Genomic DNA, 20,186 nt, shown 5'->3' with positions numbered 1-20,186 from the left:
GTTCGCACAAAAACCCCGACCCCCATCAAACCCCCTCGGGTACTCGAAAACGAGCGGGAATCGGACTGGCAATCATTGACTATAAAGAAGTAAGTAGTACAACACACTCTTGAGTTCTCAAACCACCACCACGCGCCGAACACCCCGGAAACCAACCAACAGCAGACAACCGGACCGCTCAGCGGCAGCGAATGAATAACCTACACCACACCGACCAACACCGCAAACCCACACCACAAAACAACCCCCAAAACCCCTGCAAACACTAGCCTCCACCGGCGTGTCGAAAAACCGACCACAAACAACCCGACAACCCCTCAGTCGGCCTGCGGCCGCCAGCTCCCCCCTCACAAGGGGGAGCGCTCTCCCCCACCCGGCTCACGCCGGGAGCCCCCTCCACAGAGAGGGCCGACACGCGCCCGCAAACGCCCACGCGCATACGAAAGACCGGGGAACGCCGATTTACTCCGAATATGACGAAACCCGCCTCGCGGTATGCGGGCGGGAATCCTGAAGACGATTATGGGCGGACGCCGTTGTCCGTATCCTCATTGTTCATGCAACTCACGGAACGCCTCCGATGCCATCTGCCCTGGCATCAATCCGACGATCCGCTACCTGACTGCGGACGAATCAGTATGCGATTCAGCGATCGCCGTGACGACGAGCGGTCTCGGCCATCTTCTGGCGGGCGATGTTCTCCGGGAACATGTTGTCGGCGCAGTAGCTGATGAAATCACCGAAGATGTTCTTGTTGGTCATGATATCCACCTTTCTTATTGGGTCGCCGGCTTCGTATCCCGGCTGACATCTCACATGATAGACGCCGCCGGCTCGTTTTGCAAACGTATGCTGAAACCGGTTTCAGAACGCTGTCATACCGCCGTTCGCCCGGCGTGTCGCATCACCGCCGATTCGGACGGCATCCGCGGGATAGACCCCCGGGAACGCCCGCGCACGGGCCTACAATGGAACCCGATTCCACATCATCGACGAATGGGGGCATGATGAGCGATCCGCAGACAACCACATCACATGAGGAATCACCCGCGACGTCGCCCGAACTGACGTTGCACGACAAGGCCGGCACCCGGATCCCGCAGATCGGGTTCGGCACGTTCCAGATCCCGCCCGAGGACACGCAACGCGCGGTCGAGGAGGCGCTGGAACTCGGCTACCGGCACATCGACACGGCGGCCGCCTACTACAACGAGCAGCAGATCGGCGACGCCCTGCGCGCCACCGGCATGGCCGGCAAGGTCTGGGTGACCACGAAGCTGCGCAACTGCGACCAAGGCTACGACGCGGCGCGCGTCGCGTTCGACGAGTCGCGCCGCAAGCTGGGCGTCGACGTCATCGACATGTATCTCATCCACTGGCCGTTCCCCGCCGCCGGCTTCTACCGCGAGACGTGGCGCGCCCTGCTGAGGCTGCGCGACGAAGGCGCGATCCGCGTGCCGGGCGTGAGCAACTTCCTGCCCGAGCATCTGCGCGCGATCATCGAGGATTCCGGCGAGGCGCCGGCCGTGAACCAGATCGAGGCGCACCCGCGCTTCAACCAGCCCGGCGTGCGCGCGTTCTGCAAGGCGCACGGCATCGCGGTCGAGGCGTACAGCCCGCTCGGCCACGGCAGGGACATCGAATCCGGACCGGTCACGGCGGCCGCCGAGGCGCACGGGACGACGCCGGGGCAGGTGGTGCTGCGCTGGCATACGCAGGAGGGACGCATCGTCATCCCGAAGTCGAAGCACGTGGAGCGCATGCGCGAGAACCTCGCGAGCGCCGGCTTCGACCTGACCGCCGCCGAGATCGCCGCCATCGACGCGCTCGACGACCCGCACGCGAACGTGAGCGCCGATCCGGCCACGTTCACGCACTCCCAGTCGTGGGCGGACCAGCACGTGCGCGGCAACATCTGAACCGTCACCACCGACGCACAGCGACGATCGCCGACATCGGAACGAACGACGGCCCGGCGCAGGCTCACCGCCTGCGGCCGGGCCGTCGCCGTTCCCGCGCATGCCGAATCGCATGCGCGGGTCACGCGGTCAGATCACGTGATACTCCTTGAGCAGCGTGGCGATGTCGGTGCCGTCGAGCTTCTTCAGCACCTTGCCGAGCACGGCGCGTTCCACGAAGTTGAGCTTCATGTCCGCGACGGGCGCGCCGTCGCGCAGTTTCACCGTGGCGTTGAGGAGGTTCCTCACGTCGTAGACGCTGCCCCACACCTCGGGCACGCCGCGGTCCACGTCGAGCAGCGTGTAGACGGCCTCCATGCCGGTGCGCATCGAATACTCGGTGGTGAAGATCGTGTCGCGCGGCGTCTCGGCGAACTGGCCGAGGAACGCGAAGTTGACGGCGCCGTCCGGCACGACGTCCGGGCGGTCGCCGGCGGCGCGCGGCATGAAGAACGCGGTGATGTACGGCATCATGACCGGCACTGTGTTGGCGTGCTTCGCGGCGAGCGCCTCGATCTTCTCCGTCGACACGCCCATGTGGTAGAGCCATTCGGCGCAGATCTCCTCGCCGGTGCATTCGGTCATCGGCTTCTTCACGTAGTCTCCGGGCTTGTCGGGGAACAGGCCGTACACCCAGACGCACAGCTGGTCCTTGCTCTGGTCGCGGAACTGCTGCTGGCGGTTGAGGGTCCAGCTCATCAGCCAGCTGGAGTCGGCGACGGTGACGATGCCGCCGGTCACGACGTGGCCCGAGAACGGGTCGCGCTTGCAGATGCGCTGGATGTAGGGCGGGATCTCGCCGTCGAGCGTGGTGACGGTGGCGCTCATCCACTTGGTGGCCTGCGGGTCGGAGCAGAACTTGTCCGGGTGGCCGAAGCTCGGGTCCTGCGCGGCGATGCGGCGCCACATGTCCCAGCCGCCGCCCGGTTTCAGGTCCGGGTTCCACGGCGCGGGCGCGTGCTGCGAGCCCATGGTGGAGTTCTCGACGCAGCCGCCGTTGGTGATGAACACGTAGTCGTTCTCGGTCAGGTCGATGGAGGATTTGTCGCCTTCGTGGTCGAGGTCGAGGCGCACGGCGATCTTCTTCGTGGCGCTGCCGTACGGGTTGCGCTTGAACACGCCGGAGGTCGCCTGGATCTTGAGGATCGTGTCCTGGCCGACGCCGGTGCGTTCGCGCTTCGGCCCGTCGCCGCCGCCGATCGCGAATTCGACGTTCTCGACCTTGGTGCCGTAACGGAATTCGACGCCGTGCGACTCGAGGTAGGTGACCATCGGCAGGATCATCGACTCGTACTGGTTGTAGCGGGTGAAGCGCAGGGCGCTGAAGTCCGGCAGGCCGCCGATGTGGTGGATGTAGCGCTTGATGTACAGTTTCATCTCCAGCGCGGAATGCCAGTTCTCGAACGCGAACATGGTGCGCCAGTACATCCAGAAGTTGGAGTCGAGCACCTCGTCGTCGAAGAAGTCGGTGATCGGCTTGTCGTAGAGCTCCTCGTCGGGGGTGAAGAAGAGCTTCATGATCTCCTGCGCGGCCTTGTCGGACAGACCGAACCGGCCCTTGGTGCCGGCGTCCTTGCCCTGGTCCTTGGTGGCGCGGCACAGCGAGTAGTTCGGATCCTCCTTGTTGAGCCAGTAGTACTCGTCGAGCACGGAGACGTCGGGGTTCTCGATGGAGGGGATGGAGCGGAACAGGTCCCACATCACCTCGAAGTGGTTGTCCATCTCGCGCCCGCCGCGCATCACGTAGCCGAGTCCGGGAATCTCGGCGCCGTCGCAGGCGCCGCCGGGCACGTCGTCCTTTTCGAGGATGTGGATGTTCTCGCCGGGCATCTGCGCGTCGCGCACGAGATAGCATGCGGCGGACAGGGCCGCGAGTCCGGTGCCGATGATGTACGCGTGCTTGCCGTCGACGCCTTCCGGCTTCTTCGGCCGCGCGAACGCCTCGTAGTTGCCGTTGGAATAATACATATGCCGCCTCCTTGAGGATATGTTGACAGACCGTCAATTCCGTCCGTCAGACATCATGTCGCATTTCGCTCTCTCCCACCATAGACACTACACCGGTGTCGTGTCCGGATACGGGAACGCCACGGCCGGGTGGGCACGACGGATGGGCACGACGGATGGGCACGGCGGATGGGCACGCCACGTCCATCATGCGGAGCTTGCATTGAAGCGCACTTGAAGTGATTCAATGGATTGTGACCGTTAACGCCTGAATCAAGGAAAGAGCAGCAACGATGAAGTACCGCAACGTAGGCAAGTCCGGACTGAAGATCAGCGAGATCGCGCTGGGCAGCTGGGTGACCGACCTCAAGGGCACCGCCGCCGAGGACGTGGCGAAGCAGACCGTCGACCTCGCGTTCGACAACGGCGTGAACTTCTTCGACTGCGCCGACGCGTATTCCGCGGGCGTGGCCGAACGCTTCTTCGGCGAGGTGCTGAGCCGCTTCCCGCGCCGCGAGCTGGTCATCTCCTCGAAGGTGTTCTTCCCCACCGGCGACGGCGTGAACGACCGCGGCCTGAGCCGCAAGCACATCTTCGAGAGCTGCGAGCAGAGCCTGAAGAACATGAGGACCGACTACCTCGACCTCTACTACTGCCACCGCTTCGACGAGTCCACCGATCTGGAGGAGACGCTGCGCGCGATGAGCGACCTCGTCGCGCAGGGCAAGGTCCTCTACTACGGCGTCTCCGAGGAATGGGGCGGCGCGAGGCTCCAGGAGGCGCAACGCATCATCGACCGTCTCGGCCTCTACCCGATCACCGTGGTGCAGCCGCAGTACAACCTCGCCGACCGCTACATCGAGCACGAGATCATGGGCGTGTGCTCGAAGCTCGGCATCGGCATCACCACGTTCTCACCGCTCGCCCAGGGCCTGCTCACCGGCAAGTACCGCAAGGGCCAGCCGCTGCCGGCCGGCTCACGCGCCACCTGGCAGGCCGACCACCAGATCAACGACCTGCTCACCGATGCGAACCTCGACATGGTCGAGCGTCTGCGCGGCGTGGCCGACGAACTCGGCGTGAACCTGCCGGCCCTCTCCCTCGCCTGGATCCTCCAGCACAAGGAGATCAGCTGCGTGATCGCCGGTGCCAGCAAGCCCAGCCAGCTGGAGAACAACCTCAGGGCCTCCGGCTTCGAGATCCCCGCCGACGCGATGGCCGAGATCGACGCGATCACCGGCTTCCACCGCTTCGAGCGCCACGTCGGCTGAGCCTTGGGGGTGGGTACCGGGGCTCAGCCCCGGTACTCCCGGTCCGCAATCATCCTGCCCGACTGGTCGAGCGCGGTGGAGAACCGGCCGTAGTCGGACAGGATCACGCCCATGTAGAGCATGTCGACGAGCGCCACGTTCGCCACGCGCGAGAAGATCGCGTTGCCGTAGATCGTGTGCGATCCGGAGCCGGTGACCAGCGTCACGTCGGCGGAACCGGCCAACGGCGAGCCGACGTGATTGGTCACGGCGATGGTGCGCGCGCCCGCCGCCTTGGCGAGACGCAGCGCCTTCACCGTGTCCGCCGACGATCCGGAATGGGAGAACGCGATCGCCACGTCGTCGCCGGTGAGATGCCCGGCGCCGATCTGCTGGAGGTAGGCGTCCGTGTTGAGGCGGCAGTCCAATCCCAGATACATGAGTTTGGTGAACAGGTCGGTGGCGGGCACGAGCGAGTTCTCCACGCCGTAGATGTCGATGGCGTCCGCGCCGGCGAGCAGGGTCGTCGCCTTGCGGAACGCCTTCACGTCGAGCGAACGTCGCAGCTCGTCGATGAGCGATGTGGCGCCGGCGGCGGCCTTGGCGGGAACGCTCTCCGGATCGTCCCACGGATTGAGGTCGAATCCTTCGAGCGGATCGAACGTCACCTGGCGCTCCGCCTCGGGATGCCGCAGCACGTAGCGCAGTTCGCGATAGCCGCCGAAGCCGAGCTTGCGGGAGAAGCGGATCACGGTCGGCTGGCTGACGTGCGTCGCCTCGGCGAGCTGGCCGACGGTCAGCCCCGCCGCCTCCTCGATATGGTCGCGGATGTACCGCGCGACGGACCGTTCGGCCGGCCTCAATGACGGATACACGTGGTCGATGCGTTCGCGAATTCCCACCGAAGGCTGCAAGGTTCCATCTCCTCGCGACAGTTCCACCATCATCTCGTATTGTCGAGGACGACGATAGCCCGCGCGGGTGTGCCGCCGAGGGACTACGGTTGACCGGAAGGTGAACCGTGCGTTAACTTTCCCTGCGGGTCGACATGGACCACGCCGGTCACGCAAACGTCACGGCTCGTCACGGGCGAAACGTGTGAGGCCCGTCATGGGCCGGGCCTCACACTGGGATGCCGTCGGCATGAGGGACGCCATGCCGTTCCGGTCGTCTCTTATCCGTGGTCGCCGTACCTGCGTCCGCCGACGGCCATGCCGATGCCCGCGAGCGCGGCGACGGCGGCGGCCATGGCGATCAGGACCACGGCGGCACCCGTGTCGGACAACCGCTTCCGCCCGGTGACCGCGGCATCGGAGGCCCTGGCGTCATCCCCGGATTTTCCGGGTTCCGTCGGCCGGTTCGACCGGTCCGTCCCGTTCTGGTCGGCGGGCGCGCCCGGTCGGTCCGGTCCGGAGGTTCCCGGGTCGGCCGGCCGCTCCGCCTTCGTCAACGCCTTCCATGCCGATTCCAAGGTCCGCTTCGCCCCGTTCGCCGCATGGCCGTCGGGTTCCGATTGCTTCAGCATCGTGCGAGCCGCATCCAACGCCTGCGCGAACGGCTCCCATGTCTCAGCGGTGTAGTCCGGTTCCTTCGGCCCGGAGGAGTCGATGTCCGCGACGAGTTCCGCCAGAGGCTGCAATGTGTCGGTCACGGCGATTTCGGTGATGTAGTACGCTCCCCAGGTGGTCGCCGCCTTGTTGATGCGTACGCGCATGGCCATGACGTCACGCTGCATGGGCATCGTGACGGCGTGGTGCTCGGCCGTCCCGTCCGAGGTGCTCCATGTCACGTCGCCGGAGGAGGCGACCCGCGTCCATCCGTTCTTGCCGTTTTGGGAGATCTCGATGTCCCAGTCGGTAGGGTTCTGGTCTTTGGCGTAGATGCCGGACAGATCGACGGTGTCGAAGGTCTGCGGCTTGTCCCACGTCAGGGTGACGTATTGCGGATAGGTGGGGTTGTTCCGGCTTTTCGTGCCGCTCCATTCATCGCCGTCATTGACGTTCGAGGCCGGGTAGTCGGCGTCCGCTCCGCTGTGTTTCGCAGTGGCGCCCAATGCCAGGTTGCCCGGTATGTCACTGACCGGCATGCCGAGACGCAACGCCTCTCCCGTCTTCAGTGTGATGGCGTAGGTGCCGTCGTTCTGCGCGGTGACGGCGCGTTGCTCCGCCGCCGCCCATTCGCCGTTCTCGTCGAATGCGCCGATGCTGGCGGCGTCGGGTCGTTGCTCGGTGGTGATGGTGACGGAACCGGCGGTGTCGGAGGTCACGTACAGGTTCCGGCCGTCGGTGGCGGCGATGCCGACGGCACCGTCGGTCGTGTGGAAACCGAGACGATACCGGCCGATCGTTTTCATGGCCGAGTATTCGGTCTGCGGATCGTCCTGGTCGACGTTGAAGCCGGCGCGGTCGGATGCCGTCGCCCCCGCCAGTATCTGTCCTATGGCGTTGAGTCCCGGATTGTACCGCTGTAGTTCCTTGGCCTGTTCGGTCATGGTGGGTATCTCGCCGAGTTTCCAGTCGTAGTACATCTCCTGGGAGTGGATGTCGCTCTGCTCCAGGTTGGAATACAGCGCGTGCGGACCGTTGAAGTGGCCGCCGCCTCCGTCACAGAACCAGTTGTCGATCTCCCAGGTGCCGTATCCGCCTCCGGCCGCGAAGGCGGCGGTCTCCAGCGAGGTCAGGTTGGCGTAGTCGCCGGAGTTCTCGGCGATGTGACCGAGTGTGGAGTATCGTTTGCCTCCGACGATGATCTCCTTCATGCGGCTGACACTGGTGGAGTATGGATCGGGTCCGGCGAAGTCGATGTATGCGTAATCGTTGACGTTCACCGGATAGCCGGAACCGGAGTAGTTCACGCGCGTGGCGATGCTGTAATCCGATTCCTTGACGGCTTTGCCGAGTTCGTTGATCCAGTCGATGTACCGGTCTTTGAAGTGCGGGTTGTTGTTCGCCTCGTTCTCGAGCTGGATGGAGATGACGGTGCCATCCGGATCGGTCTGCGCCAGATGGGCGAAGATCGCCTTCATCGTTGCGATCTCGGCTTGTTTCATCTTCTCGGCCTTCGGACCGGTGGTGATGAGCGGATAGTCGACCTTGCCTTTGCCTCCGGTGATGTCGTAGTAGTCGCCGATCGGATCGCCGTCCTCGTCCTGCACATACCAGGACGGCGCGGTGTACTGGTAGCCGATGTCGACGGTCTTGTTCTCCTTGCCGTTCCATGCGCCGCTGTATGTGGGGATGCGCGAACCGCTCTGGCAGGCGGATCCGAACCACGCGAGGTCGATCTTCAGCCCGTATTTCCTGGCCCAGTTCACATAGGCGTCCAATACGGTGAAGTCGTATTCTCCGGGCCTGACTTCGACGTCCCTCCATAGCAGCGCCTGGGATATGGTCGCGTAGTTGAGGTTCGCGGTCTTCTCGTACGCGTTCTCGCCGAAGCTTAGATCGAGATGCCTCGTGGGATAGTCATTTCGGCTGGAGCCGGAGTTCTCCTTGAACTCCTCCTGGTGCCCCATGCGCTCCCATGTGCCCATGTTCTGGGCGAACGAGTACAGGTACGGCCTGCCGTCCACTTCAAGATAGTATTCGCCGTTGCCTTTCCGGGCGACGCGTGAGACCACGCGACGGCTCTCCTGCTCCTGCGCGTGCGTGGAGCCGTTCTCGGCCGCGAACGCGCCGATGGGCATGGTCATGGCTATGGCGGCCATCGCCGCCACGGCCGATTTCAGCACAGTGCACCGGGGATGCTGCATCCGTGACATTGGTTCTCCTTATGCGTGAGGGTGGTGGTATGACGGCGACGGCTCACAGGGTGACGTCGATGCGTGGCCGTGCGGAGTCGTCGTGATGGGAGATCCCGTCCACGATGACGGTGAGTCCGGGACCATGCCCGTAGCGGTCGCCGAGAAGGTCGTAGTAGAGGTCGACGGTGGAGTCGCCCGCCGGCAATCCCAGCAGCCGCCAGTACGGCATCCCGTGGCCGACGGCGAGCGGGGCCACGGTGAGCGTGGTACGGCCGTCCGCATCGCCATGGACGTCCACGCCGGCGAACCCGGAGATGACGAGGTCCGCGAATGCGGAGTGGTTGTAGTCCTTGCCCCGTTCGTATCCGCCTTTGTCCTTCCTCCATTCCCACGCCTCGAGCTGGTCGCGGGAGATCCATGCGCCGGTGTCGGCGTCGAGATCCTCGTCGATCCAGTCGACCATCTCGCCGTCCGCCGTCTGTCGGCGATGGATGGCGGCGTACCGGCGCAGTTCGCGCATGAAATCGCCGGGCCCCACGCCGCCGCGGCCGGAACGGATCTCGGCGATCATCGCGTTGAGGGTCTGCGTGGTGGCGTAGGGCCAGCAGGGACCGTTCCACTGGCATTCATGGGCCGAGTCGCGGTTCATGTAGCGAGGATGGCATGCCTCGGCGGTGCGGATGCCCACGGCCCCCGCGAAATAATCGGGATCGGCGAGGAAACGCCACGCGCCTTCATGCCGTTCGTCCGCCAGTCCGAACGCCCACGGGATGTATCCGATTTCCTCACGCACGTTGCGTGAGGGATCCACATCGGTGAAATCCGTGGCGGCGATGACGCCGTCCTTGTCATCCAACGGCAGGACCTTGAAGAACTCGCCTTCCGGATCCCACAGCTCCTCGCGGATGAGCCCCGTCAGGGCGGACGCCTTCGCGTCGAACCGGTCGGCGAGGTCGCTCCGACCCGACCATCGGGCGATCACGGCGATGGATCGTGCGTTGGCGGCCATGTAGCTGTTGAGCGTGGGGCGCAGGCCGGATCCGGAGATGGAGTCCTCCATCGCGTCGCGGTCGTCGTACGACCAGAACAGGCCATAACGCGTCATGTTGCGCTCCTCGACGGTCTCATAGAACCGCACGAACCCGTCGAGCAGGGATACGGCGAAGTCCCGGTCCGCGCGGGTCTCGGCATAACGGCGCACCGCGTCGACGATCCAGGACGAATAGGACAGCTCGTCGCCGGAGCCTTTGAACCAGAAGTCCACATAGCCGCGGATCAGGTCGTCGCCGTTCCTCAGCCAACGGGCTTCGGCGACATGATGCCCGTTCGCGCAGTTGATGGAGTTGTACGCGCCGGCCCAGTAGACGTCGGGCAGGAATTCGGTGATGATGCGGCCTTCCGGCGTGGATGTGATGTGCTTGCGGAACGTCCACCAGCGGAACCAGTAGACGCGTTCGATGACCGCGTCGGCGCATTCGAAGAACGGCACCTCGCGGCGCATCCAGTCGGCGGACTTCTCATCGGCGATGTCCTGGACGTACAGTTCCTCGTCATTGCGGTTGAAGATGCCGGCGTAGAGGTCGATCACGTCGTCGGCGTCGCGTAGCGGCGCAGGCGCGGTGAACTCCTCGACCGGCTGGTAGGTCTCGGCCATGGTCGGCTCCTTCCCGTTCGTTCAGGCCTTCTCGGCACCGTTGCGGGCGCGGTTCAGGTGGATGTAGGCGAACACGCCGACGATGACGAGCAGCAGCGCGATGCCGAACGGCAGGAAGGAGACGGCCAGATCGGAGCTTCCGAGGATCGCCTCGACGGCGGTCATGGCGAGCGGGGCGAGGAAGATGCCCACGTGGAAGCCGATCATGATGGCGGTGGACCAGAACGCCTGCTGGGATCTGGTCGCGTACTTCGGCAGCTGGTTGAACAGCCACGGTCCAAGGATCGGCCCGGGCACGTAGAAGCAGATGATCGAGGCGACGAGCATCGGCCAGCTGCCGTTCGCGAAGTACAGGAGGAAGCAGCCCAGCGCCTCGATGGCGATGCCCAGATACAGGGTGTTCATGTCGCCGAGGATTTTGTTCAGCGCGCCGAATCCGAAGCCGGAGACGATGCCGGCGGCCACGCCGATGGACATGACGGTGGATGTGTTGAAGTCGGCGCCCAGCGCCTCCTGCGTGACGGCCGCCCAGCGCACGAAGCCGGACTGCATGGCGATCAGATAGCCGGCGGCGAACAGCGCGAACAAGATGAGAATCACGTAATTCGATTTCTCTGCGAACACATCGCCGCCCTCGGCGGCATCCTCGTCATCGGATTTGTCGTCGGCGAGCTTGACGTCCGGGACGACGATCCAGAACCATGCGAGTGCCGCGAACGAGAGGATGTAGGCGGAGAAGGAGCCCTGCCAGCCGAACGAGGAGGCCAGCACGCCGACCAGCGCGGTGAGGATCATCTGGCCGATGTTCTCGAACGCGCCGCGGATACCCAGCAGTGTGGAACGGGTATCGCCGGACCACATCACCTGGATAATGGCGACGGCCAGCGAGTTGTAGCAGCCGAGTCCCAGGCCGAGCACGATGCGCGAGATGAGGATCACAGTGTAGTCGCTGACGAACATCGGCACCACTCCGGAGACACCGACGAGGGCGACGCCGAGACCGATCACGTTCTTCAGCCCGAAGAATCTGGCCATCGCCGGACTGAGCAGCAGCGTGATCAGTGCGGTGAGCGACGGCGTGGTGGACAGCAGTTCGGCGGCCGCGTTGGACACATGAAGACCATCGCGGATCTGCGGCAGGATGCCGTTGATGATGTTGGAGCTGGTGAGCAGCAGCGATACCGCCAGTACGGCCAGCTGCACGGTGAGACCGTACTTCTTGACTTCCTTTGTCATGGTTGTTCCTTTGGATTCGGGATTCCACATGGAGACGGACGACGGCGCCCATCGCTGGACCCCGCTCCCGCCGTTTCCGTTGTCGCATTCAGCATAACATGAATTTACAAGAACGTTTAACCTTTTTGCGCAGCCATATGCTCGGATGCTATGTAATGGCTATTTTTCAACGTATATATGCCGATATGTATTTCTCTGCCGCCGGCGTGTTGAAACGTTCTTGTTGAGGTTTGCCAATAACGTTTCACCCAATAGGTTCAATACACGGGGATACCGGGAGACCATCCACGGAACAGATGGGCCCGGGGAGACCCCGGGCATGCAGGAGACGCCCGTCAGGCCGATTCGCCGCGGACCAGGGAGAACCCGGCGATGCGCCTACGCGGTTCGACGGATTCCCCGCCCCGGATACGCTCGACCAGCATCGATACGGCCTGCCTGGCCATATCATCGAAATCGATGGCTATCGTGCTCAGCAACGGCGCGCAGTACGCGGCGGGGCTCACACCGTCGAACCCGAACACCGCCTTGTCTTCGGGTACGCGGATGCCCATCTCCCTCATGCCGCGCATCAGACCGAAGGCGATGAGGTCGTTCATGCAGAAGACGACATCGTACCCCAGGTCCGCCTGGACGAGCGTCGCGGCGGCCTTGGCCCCGCCCTCCACCGTCCATTCGCATGGAATCGTGTCGCTCTCCGAGCCGAGACCGGCGTCGATCATCGCCCGGACCGCGAGATGCGAACCGGTGTTGCGGCCCTCCTGACCGAACTCGCCCGGAGCGAACCGTCGGCCACCGGCGATCGCCGCATGCTCGTATCCACGTGACTTCAGATAGGAGAACACCGCCCGGAACGACGCTTCCAAGGGCAATGCCACATTGTCGTAGCGGGGGTGCGCCGCATAATCCTCGAACAGCACCGCGGGATGGTCCCCGATCAGGGATCGGAGCTCGTCCTCCGAAGTGTTGTGCAGATTGACGATCAGCCCGTCGCACATCGGCGTGCTGATGCGTTTGAGCGAGTCGCGCTCGGCTTCGGGCGAGGCGTTCGTCTGCACCACGATGACCTGATAGCCGGCCTTGGCCGCCTCCCGCGAAATGGCCGATGCCAGATCGGAGAAATACGGGTTCCCCAATTCGGGGACGACGAACGCGATGACGCCGCTGCTGCCCTGCTTGAGGAAACGGGCGGACAGGTTCGCCGTGTAATGCAGTTTCTCGGCGGCCTGGAGAATCCGCTCACGCGTCGCCGGCTTGAACCCCGGTTCGCCACGAAGCACCACCGACGCGGTGGCGATGGACACTCCCGCCTCCTTGGCGACGTCACGCAATGTAGCCATGGCGATACTCCCCGTTTCGGCCAATCGAATCGTTCGCTGATCGACGCGAACCAGCCATATAAACGTTACACCACGACGACGAGCGTCCCCGCCGACCGGCGCCGGTCACGGCTCGATGATCCAGGAAAGCCCCACGAGGACGATGAGGAAGAGCACGTTGACGGCCGAGTAGACGGCGAGGTAGCGGCCCTTGCGGTCCGGATATTTGCGCACGACGTTCTTGTAGCCGATCAGGGAGGCCATCGAGGCGATGAGCGTGCCCATGCCGCCCAGGTTCGTGCCGATGATGAGCGGACGCCACTGCTCGGTGAAGCCGGACAGCAGAATCGTGGTGGGCACGTTGCTGATGAGCTGGCTCGAGCCGACCGCAACCTCCAGCGGATGCGCGTCCACCAGCGAGGCGGCGAGCTCGTAGAATTCGGGCACGCGCTTCATGTTGCCGATGAAGATGAAGAACATCGTGAAGGTGAGCGGCAACCCCCAATCCACGTTGCGGAACGCCTTGCGGTCGCACACGAGGAACGCGGCGAACACGATCACGCACATGAGCCACAGCGGGATGAAGTCGCTCACCGCGAGCAGGCAGACCACGAACAGCAGCGCGTAGACGACGGTGCGCCATCCGCCGTAGCCGGCGCCATAGCCGGTGATGCGGATCTCGTCGGGGCGCGGCTTGCCGCTTTCCGGCGCGAGCACGCCCTGCTCGATGCCGGCACCGTCCAACGACTGGAATTCGGAGACCGGCTTGGAGCCGAACACGACGCAGGTGATGACGACGAGCAGCACGGCGGCGGTCACGGAGTACGGCGCCATGATGCCGATCATCTCCATCGACGGCATGCCGGTGAGCGCCTTCAGGTAGAGGTTGTGCGCGTTGCCGATCGGCGTGAGCATGCTGCCCACGTTCGCACCGATGGTCATCAGCGTGCCGACGAGCACCGCATGCTCCTCCATGTGCGCCATGACGAGCACGGAGATCGCGAACGGGATGAACGTGACGAGCGCGACGTCGTTGGTGATGAGCATCGCGGAGAAGAACGTGAGCGAGATGAGCGTGAGGACGAGCCCCCGCGCGGTGCGCACGTGATGCAGCAGACGCGAGCCGATGATGCGGAACACGCCGATGCGCTGCAGACCACACACGACGAGCATCAGGCACACGAGCTGGCTGATCGTGCTCATGTGCACATAGCCCTTGTAGTCGGCGTCCGGCGGGACGATGAAGCATGAAATCAATGCCAGCACCGTGGCGACGATGAGAATCGTCTCGCTTTTCAACAGTCCGACCAGCCAGCGCCGCATCGATTCCTCCGTGGAACAAGGGGATTTACCGTAAGTATCCTAACGGAAACCGCGCCCTGTTACGTAGTCCCGGCGTGCTGTTTTCCGACCGTTTTCCGCGAAATCATTGGTCACGCTTACTCGCTATTGGCTTTTCCTCCCGACTTTTTCGATTTTTCATGACTGAATTCCGCATGAACGGAATATGAAGAACAAGTTTTCCCGAGTCCCTGGTCCGTCCGCGCGCACGATGCGGGACTACGCCGACTACACACCGCCCGCGTAGTTTCACTTGCTGTTCACCATGGTTTCAGTCAACTTTCCCCTGCACGCCGTCCGCGCGGCCCGAAGCGGCGGCACGATAGGAGATGCAGCGCGGTTCGGCTGCCACGGTATGAGGTCCAAACCGCGATAACTGAATACCGATCACGGCACCGCGACCGCGGCGCCCCCGCGAACGGGCCGCGGAAAGCCGGCCCGGACAGAAAAAGGCAGTTGACGAAATATGCTCGAACTCAAGGACATCACCAAGTCGTTCGGCGACACCCATGTGCTGAACGGCATCAGCCTCGAACTGGACAACGGCAAGATCATGTCGATCCTCGGCCCGTCCGGCGGCGGCAAGACCACGCTGCTCAACATCATCCTGGGCATCACGGAGCCGACCAGCGGCCAGCTGATCTACAACGGCGAGGACCTCACCCACGTGCCGATGGAGAAGCGCGGCTTCAACATCGTGTTCCAGGACTACGCGCTGTTCCCGAACCTCACCGCCTACGAGAACATCACCTACGGCCTGAGGAACAACCCGGGCATCTCCTCGCCGGACGAGATCAAGGAGCTGATCAGCCTGCTCGGCCTCGAGGAGCACCTCAACAAGCACATCGACGAACTCTCCGGCGGCCAGAAGCAGCGCGTGGCGCTCGCCCGCACCCTCGTCATGAAGCCGAAGCTGCTGCTCCTCGACGAGCCGCTGTCCGCCCTGGACGGCGTGATCAAGGAGTCCATCAAGGCGAAGATCAAGCAGATCGTCGAGCAGTACGACCTCACCACGATCATGGTCACCCACGATCCGGAGGAGGCGTGCACGATGAGCGACAAGGTGCTCATCATCAACCACGGCAAGGTGGCGCAGTACGACACCCCGGAGAACATCATCGAGCATCCGGCGTCCGACTTCGTGCGCAAGTTCATCCTCCACCAGCTCGAGGTGAAGCGCAACAACATCTACACCCTGTTCAACGAGGGTGACGAGGCCGAGACGGCCGCGCACGCCAACGCCGAGCTCGCCTCCGCGGGCCAGGAGGCCTGAGCCATGTCGGTAGAGTCCATCCAGGCGGGCAAACAGCTGCCCAACATCCGCCCCGAGATCCACAACTACGAGGCGCGGCCCTCCAAGCCGAAGCAGACCGAACTGTGGACGCTGCTCGCGATCGTCGCCGTGTGCTTCATCGGATTCCTCGTCGTGCCGATGATCCTCGTGATCATCCGCTCCTTCACCACCGCGGGCGGCGAGGCCACGCTCGACAACTACGCGACGATCCTGTCCCGCCCCGAATTCATCCGGTCGATCACCAACTCGCTGACCGTCGCCGCCGTCTCCGCGCTCGTCGCCGTGCTGCTCGCGTTCCTGCTGAGCTACACGATCAACTGCACGAACGTGCCGCGCGGATTCAAGAAGGCCGTCGCCCTGCTCGCGCAGCTGCCGATGCTGCTGCCGACCATCACCTACGGCTTCGCGATCATCTACTCGTTCGGCAAGAACGGCCTGATCACGCAGATCATCGGCCACCCGCTGTTCGACATCTACGGGTTCAACGGCCTGCTCATCGGCTACGTCATCTACACGCTGCCGACCTGCTTCCTGCTCATCAACAACAGCTTCCAGTTCGTCGACAAGAAGTTCATCATCGTCTCGCACATCATGGGCGACAACCCGCTGACGACCTTCCTCAACACCGTGCTGCGCCCGCTGGTCGGCACGCTGGCCGTCGCGTTCATCCAGTCGTTCTTCCTCGCGTTCACCGACTACGGCATCCCGACCTCGGTGGGCGGCACCTACGACGTGCTGGCCATGACGCTGTTCAACCAGATGCTCGGCTCGATCCCGAACTTCAACCGCGGCGCCGTGATCGCCGTGTTCATGCTCATCCCGTCGATCATCTCGATCGTCCTGATGACCGTGCTCGAACGCTTCGCGATCCGCTACAAGCAGATCAGCCAGATCGACCTGCCCAAGGGGAAGAAGCGCGACTGGATCTGCGGCATCGCCTCGGTCGTCACGCTCGTGTGCGTGCTCTCCGTGTTCCTCGTGATCCTGCTCATCCCGTTCGTCCAGGAGTGGCCGGACCATCTCGGCTTCACGTTCGCGCACATCGCGAACCTGTTCACCGACTCGCAGCTGACGCAGGTGTTCACCAACTCGCTGTACGTCGCCGTGATGACCGCCATCTTCGGATGCGTGTTCGTCTACGCCGCGGGCCTGGTCACCTCCCGTTCGAAGCTGCCCGCGTGGGTCCGCCGCTCGGTGGACGCGATCTCCGCGATCATCAACACGGTCCCGGGCATGGTGCTCGGCATCGCCTTCCTGTTCATGTTCTCCGGCTCGCCGCTGCAGAACACGTTCTGGATCCTCATCATCGCGAACATCGTGCACTACTTCGCCACCCCGTACCAGATGATCAAGGACTCGCTGACCAAGATGAACGCCGGCTGGGAGACCACCGCCAAGCTCATGGGCGACAACTGGATCAAGACGCTGGTGCGCGTCGTCACGCCGAACGCGTGGCCGACCCTGCTGCAGATCTTCGGCTACTACTTCGTCAACGCGATGGTCACCATCTCGGCAGTCGTCTTCCTGACCGGCGCCCGCACGCAGGTCATCACGACGAAGATCTCCGCCCTGCAGCACATCGCCAAGTTCGACGACGTGTTCGTGCTCTCGCTGCTCATCCTCGTCGTCAACCTCGTGGTCAAGGGTCTGATCGCCCTGTTCACCCGCGACCGTGCCGCCGAGCGCGCCAAGGAGGCCCGCAAGGCCAAGGCCACCGTGAGGACCCCGCAGGTGGCCGCCTCGTTCAGCACCGTACGCCCGAGCCGCCAGCTCGCGGCGGCGGCCGCCACCTTCCAGCTGCCGGACAGCGGCAACCGCAGGAACCGCAGCCTGCTCACCGGCATCGCCTCCGCGGTGTGCGTGGCGCTGCTCGTCGGCTTCGGCGCGGTCTCCACGTCCGCGGCGGCGGCCGGCGGCAAGGTCGTCATCTACACGAACGCCGACGAGGAGGCCGTCACCGCCTTCGAACATGCGCTCGACCGCAACGGCTACAAGGACCAGTACATCATCCAGGAGTTCGGCACCTCCGAGCTCGGCGGCAAGATGCTGGCCGAGGGCAAGGCCCTCGAGGCGGACATGCTGACGATGAGCTCCTACTACGTGGACTCCGCCCAGGACCGCAACCACATGTTCGCGAACCTGACGGACGTGCACTCACAGCTGCTCGGCGACACGGAGAACTCGAAGGCCCCGGCCTACCGCTCCCCCACCACCGCGCAGGAGGGCGCGATCATCATCAACACCGAGGCCCTCAAGGCCGCGGGCGTGCCGAAGCCGAAGAGCTATGCCGACCTGGCCAAGCCCGAGTACAAGGGCCTGATCTCCGTGCCGGACATGGAGGGTTCCTCCACCGGCTGGCTGATGGTCCAGGCAATCGTCGACGCCTACGGCACCGGCGCGAAGGGCAAGAAGATCCTGACGGACATCTACCGCAACGCCGGCCCGCATCTCGAACAGTCCGGCTCCGGCCCGCTCAAGTCCGTGCGCGCCAAAGAGGTGGCGATCGGCTTCGGCCTGCGCCACCAGGCGGTCGCGGACAAGAAGAACGGCCTGCCCATCGACTACGTGGACCCGACCGAAGGCAACTACTCGCTGACCGAATCGGTGGCGGTGCTCGACAAGGGCCGCGCCACCAACCCGAAGGCGCAGAAGATGGCCGGCGTCATCATCGACCAGGGCCGCAAGGAGCTGCTCGAGACCTACCCGACCCCGCTCTACAAGGGTGAGAAGGCCCCGGCGAACGCCTCCAAGCGTTCGAAGTCCTTCCCCGAACCGCTGACCGTCGACCTGCTCCAGAAGCACCAGGACTTCTCGTCCGAGTGCAAGCGAGCCGCGGAAGGCGGCGAGTGACGGGCCTCGCCCTGAGTCGCGCCCAGACCGCGCAAGTGAACGCAATCTGAACGCAACTCGCTTACTACAAACGACACTCCGCCCGCAGGGCGAAATCTACGTAGAAATTTTCAAAAACTTCCTTCGTGATTACACTCTGCGGGCGGAAGCCATATTCACAGCATTTCGCAACAGCAACAGCACTTCACATAACCCCACTCATCAAGCCAAGGAAAGGAAACGACCATCATGGCCAACGAATACAAGCTGCTCACCCCCGGACCGCTGACCACGACCCGCACGGTCAAGGAGGAGATGCTCTTCGACCACTGCACGTGGGACGAGGACTACCAGCAGATCACCCAGAAGATCCGCCGCCAACTGCTCGAGCTCGCCCACTGCGACCCGCGCGACTACACCGTCGTGCTCATGCAGGGCTCCGGCACTTTCGGCGTGGAGAGCGTGATCACCTCCGTGATCGGCAAGGACGAGAAGGTCCTGCTGTGCACGAACGGCGCGTACGGCGACCGCCAGGTCAAGATCTGCGAGCACGCGGGCATCGACTACGTCCAGTACGCCGAGCCGTACGACCGCATCCCGGACGCCGACAAGGTCGAGGAGTACCTGAGGAACGATCCGTCCATCACGCACGTCTCGATGATCCACTCGGAGACCACCTCCGGCCTGCTCAACGACATCGCCGCCGTGGCCACCGTCGCCAAGGCGCACGGCTGCACGTTCATGGTCGACGCGATGAGCTCCTTCGGCGGCGTCGACATCCCGGTCTCCGGCTGGGGCATCGACTTCCTCGTCTCCTCCGCCAACAAGTGCATCCAGGGCGTGCCCGGCTTCAGCTTCATCATCTGCAACAAGGCGAAGCTCGAAGCCTCCAAGGGCAAGGCGCGTTCGCTGTCCCTCGACCTGTGGGACCAGTGGAACACGCTGGAGAAGGCGAACGGCAAGTGGCGCTACACCTCCCCCACCCACGTGGTGCTCGCCTTCTCGAAGGCGCTCGACGAGATGTTCGCCGAAGGCGGCATCCCGGCCCGCTCCGCCCGCTACCAGCTCAACAACGACCTGCTCATCGCCCGCATGAAGGCGCTCGGCTTCCGCACGTTCCTCGCGAAGAACCAGGGCCCGATCATCACCACGTTCCTCTACCCGGACGGCACGAAGTTCGACTTCCACGACATGTACGAGTTCATCAAGGAGCGCGGCTACGCGATCTACCCGGGCAAGCTCACCCACGAGGAGACGTTCCGCCTGGGCAACATCGGCGAGATCTACACGGACGACATCGAGAAGGTGACCGAGCTGCTGGCCCTGTACATGGGCGAGCGCGGCCTGCTCGAGGCGGCCACCGGCTCGGCTTCCGTGCCCGAGGCGATCGCCGCGATGGACAAGGCCGGCGAGCCGATCAAGGCCGCCGCCCCGGCGAACGTGAAGCTCACCGCCTGATCCCCGCCTCTCTCCCCACCCGCTTCGCGGGAGCCCCCTCGACTGAACCGCACCCTGATTGTTGGACTGAAGTAATTCGGATTCGATGATTGGAGGTGCGGTTTCTCATGTCCGGGAATCGCAGGCGTCGTTATGACGATGGTTTCATGCGGCTCGTC

The 20,186-nt window shown here is 64.0% G+C and carries 12 protein-coding genes; 5 read left to right on the top strand and 7 right to left on the bottom strand.

Going from position 1 to position 20,186, the window contains the following annotated elements:
• Positions 1-1,004: 1,004 nt before the first annotated feature.
• Positions 1,005-1,919 (top strand): aldo/keto reductase, encoded by a 915-nt coding sequence (locus tag AC1AYX_RS10245; protein ID WP_476503383.1) that lies wholly within the window; start codon positions 1,005-1,007, stop codon positions 1,917-1,919.
• Between the two features lie 129 nt (positions 1,920-2,048).
• On the opposite strand, the gene AC1AYX_RS10240 is transcribed toward AC1AYX_RS10245, so the two are convergent.
• Positions 2,049-3,926 carry an oleate hydratase gene (locus tag AC1AYX_RS10240; protein ID WP_476503382.1) on the bottom strand — a complete coding sequence of 626 codons (1,878 nt, stop codon included), beginning with the start codon at positions 3,924-3,926 and terminating at the stop codon, positions 2,049-2,051.
• 272 nt (positions 3,927-4,198) lie between these two features.
• On the opposite strand from AC1AYX_RS10240, the gene AC1AYX_RS10235 reads away from it, so the two are divergent.
• Positions 4,199-5,176, top strand: a complete 978-nt coding sequence (locus AC1AYX_RS10235) for an aldo/keto reductase family protein (protein ID WP_476503381.1) — start codon at positions 4,199-4,201, stop codon at positions 5,174-5,176.
• Positions 5,177-5,199: 23 nt separating this feature from the next.
• Here the strand turns inward: AC1AYX_RS10235 and AC1AYX_RS10230 are convergent, their stop codons facing one another.
• From AC1AYX_RS10230 to AC1AYX_RS10205, 6 genes are all read right to left on the bottom strand, one after another.
• Positions 5,200-6,069, bottom strand: a complete 870-nt coding sequence (locus tag AC1AYX_RS10230) for a MurR/RpiR family transcriptional regulator (RefSeq protein WP_476503380.1) — start codon at positions 6,067-6,069, stop codon at positions 5,200-5,202.
• A gap of 260 nt (positions 6,070-6,329) precedes the next feature.
• On the bottom strand, positions 6,330-8,915 hold the full coding sequence (locus tag AC1AYX_RS10225) for a DUF4978 domain-containing protein (RefSeq protein ID WP_476503379.1): 2,586 nt from the start codon (positions 8,913-8,915) through the stop codon (positions 6,330-6,332).
• Between the two features lie 43 nt (positions 8,916-8,958).
• The gene (locus AC1AYX_RS10220; protein ID WP_476503378.1) at positions 8,959-10,551 is read right to left on the bottom strand and encodes an MGH1-like glycoside hydrolase domain-containing protein; all 1,593 of its coding nucleotides are present in this window, start codon (positions 10,549-10,551) and stop codon (positions 8,959-8,961) included.
• Between the two features lie 21 nt (positions 10,552-10,572).
• Positions 10,573-11,787, bottom strand: a complete 1,215-nt coding sequence (locus tag AC1AYX_RS10215) for an MFS transporter (RefSeq protein WP_476503377.1) — start codon at positions 11,785-11,787, stop codon at positions 10,573-10,575.
• A 335-nt stretch (positions 11,788-12,122) separates the two neighbouring features.
• The gene (locus tag AC1AYX_RS10210) at positions 12,123-13,127 is read right to left on the bottom strand and encodes a LacI family DNA-binding transcriptional regulator (protein ID WP_476503376.1); all 1,005 of its coding nucleotides are present in this window, start codon (positions 13,125-13,127) and stop codon (positions 12,123-12,125) included.
• A gap of 105 nt (positions 13,128-13,232) precedes the next feature.
• Positions 13,233-14,429 carry an SLC13 family permease gene (locus AC1AYX_RS10205; RefSeq protein WP_476503375.1) on the bottom strand — a complete coding sequence of 399 codons (1,197 nt, stop codon included), beginning with the start codon at positions 14,427-14,429 and terminating at the stop codon, positions 13,233-13,235.
• Between the two features lie 484 nt (positions 14,430-14,913).
• Between AC1AYX_RS10205 and AC1AYX_RS10200 the strand changes: the two genes are divergently transcribed.
• The 3 genes from AC1AYX_RS10200 to AC1AYX_RS10190 all read left to right on the top strand — a co-directional run bounded on the left by AC1AYX_RS10200 (position 14,914) and on the right by AC1AYX_RS10190 (position 20,028).
• The gene (locus AC1AYX_RS10200) at positions 14,914-15,720 is read left to right on the top strand and encodes an ABC transporter ATP-binding protein (protein ID WP_476503374.1); all 807 of its coding nucleotides are present in this window, start codon (positions 14,914-14,916) and stop codon (positions 15,718-15,720) included.
• Between the two features lie 3 nt (positions 15,721-15,723).
• Positions 15,724-18,591 (top strand): extracellular solute-binding protein, encoded by a 2,868-nt coding sequence (locus AC1AYX_RS10195; RefSeq protein WP_476503373.1) that lies wholly within the window; start codon positions 15,724-15,726, stop codon positions 18,589-18,591.
• 228 nt (positions 18,592-18,819) lie between these two features.
• Entirely contained in the window at positions 18,820-20,028 is a 1,209-nt protein-coding gene (locus AC1AYX_RS10190; RefSeq protein WP_476503372.1) for a 2-aminoethylphosphonate--pyruvate transaminase, read from the top strand.
• Positions 20,029-20,186: the final 158 nt, after the last annotated feature.

Source organism: Bifidobacterium sp. LH_419, assembly GCF_056356955.1.
This window is presented reverse-complemented; position numbering and strand designations above follow the sequence as displayed.

What these genes read in the sequence shown, in the direction of transcription:
- AC1AYX_RS10245 (WP_476503383.1), top strand. Translation starts at nt 1,005, where the DNA reads ATGATGAGCGATCCGCAGACAACCACATCACATGAGGAATCACCCGCG.
- AC1AYX_RS10240 (WP_476503382.1), bottom strand. Translation starts at nt 3,926, where the DNA reads ATGTATTATTCCAACGGCAACTACGAGGCGTTCGCGCGGCCGAAGAAG.
- AC1AYX_RS10235 (WP_476503381.1), top strand. Translation starts at nt 4,199, where the DNA reads ATGAAGTACCGCAACGTAGGCAAGTCCGGACTGAAGATCAGCGAGATC.
- AC1AYX_RS10225 (WP_476503379.1), bottom strand. Translation starts at nt 8,915, where the DNA reads ATGTCACGGATGCAGCATCCCCGGTGCACTGTGCTGAAATCGGCCGTG.
- AC1AYX_RS10220 (WP_476503378.1), bottom strand. Translation starts at nt 10,551, where the DNA reads ATGGCCGAGACCTACCAGCCGGTCGAGGAGTTCACCGCGCCTGCGCCG.
- AC1AYX_RS10215 (WP_476503377.1), bottom strand. Translation starts at nt 11,787, where the DNA reads ATGACAAAGGAAGTCAAGAAGTACGGTCTCACCGTGCAGCTGGCCGTA.
- AC1AYX_RS10210 (WP_476503376.1), bottom strand. Translation starts at nt 13,127, where the DNA reads ATGGCTACATTGCGTGACGTCGCCAAGGAGGCGGGAGTGTCCATCGCC.
- AC1AYX_RS10205 (WP_476503375.1), bottom strand. Translation starts at nt 14,429, where the DNA reads ATGCGGCGCTGGCTGGTCGGACTGTTGAAAAGCGAGACGATTCTCATC.
- AC1AYX_RS10200 (WP_476503374.1), top strand. Translation starts at nt 14,914, where the DNA reads ATGCTCGAACTCAAGGACATCACCAAGTCGTTCGGCGACACCCATGTG.
- AC1AYX_RS10195 (WP_476503373.1), top strand. Translation starts at nt 15,724, where the DNA reads ATGTCGGTAGAGTCCATCCAGGCGGGCAAACAGCTGCCCAACATCCGC.
- AC1AYX_RS10190 (WP_476503372.1), top strand. Translation starts at nt 18,820, where the DNA reads ATGGCCAACGAATACAAGCTGCTCACCCCCGGACCGCTGACCACGACC.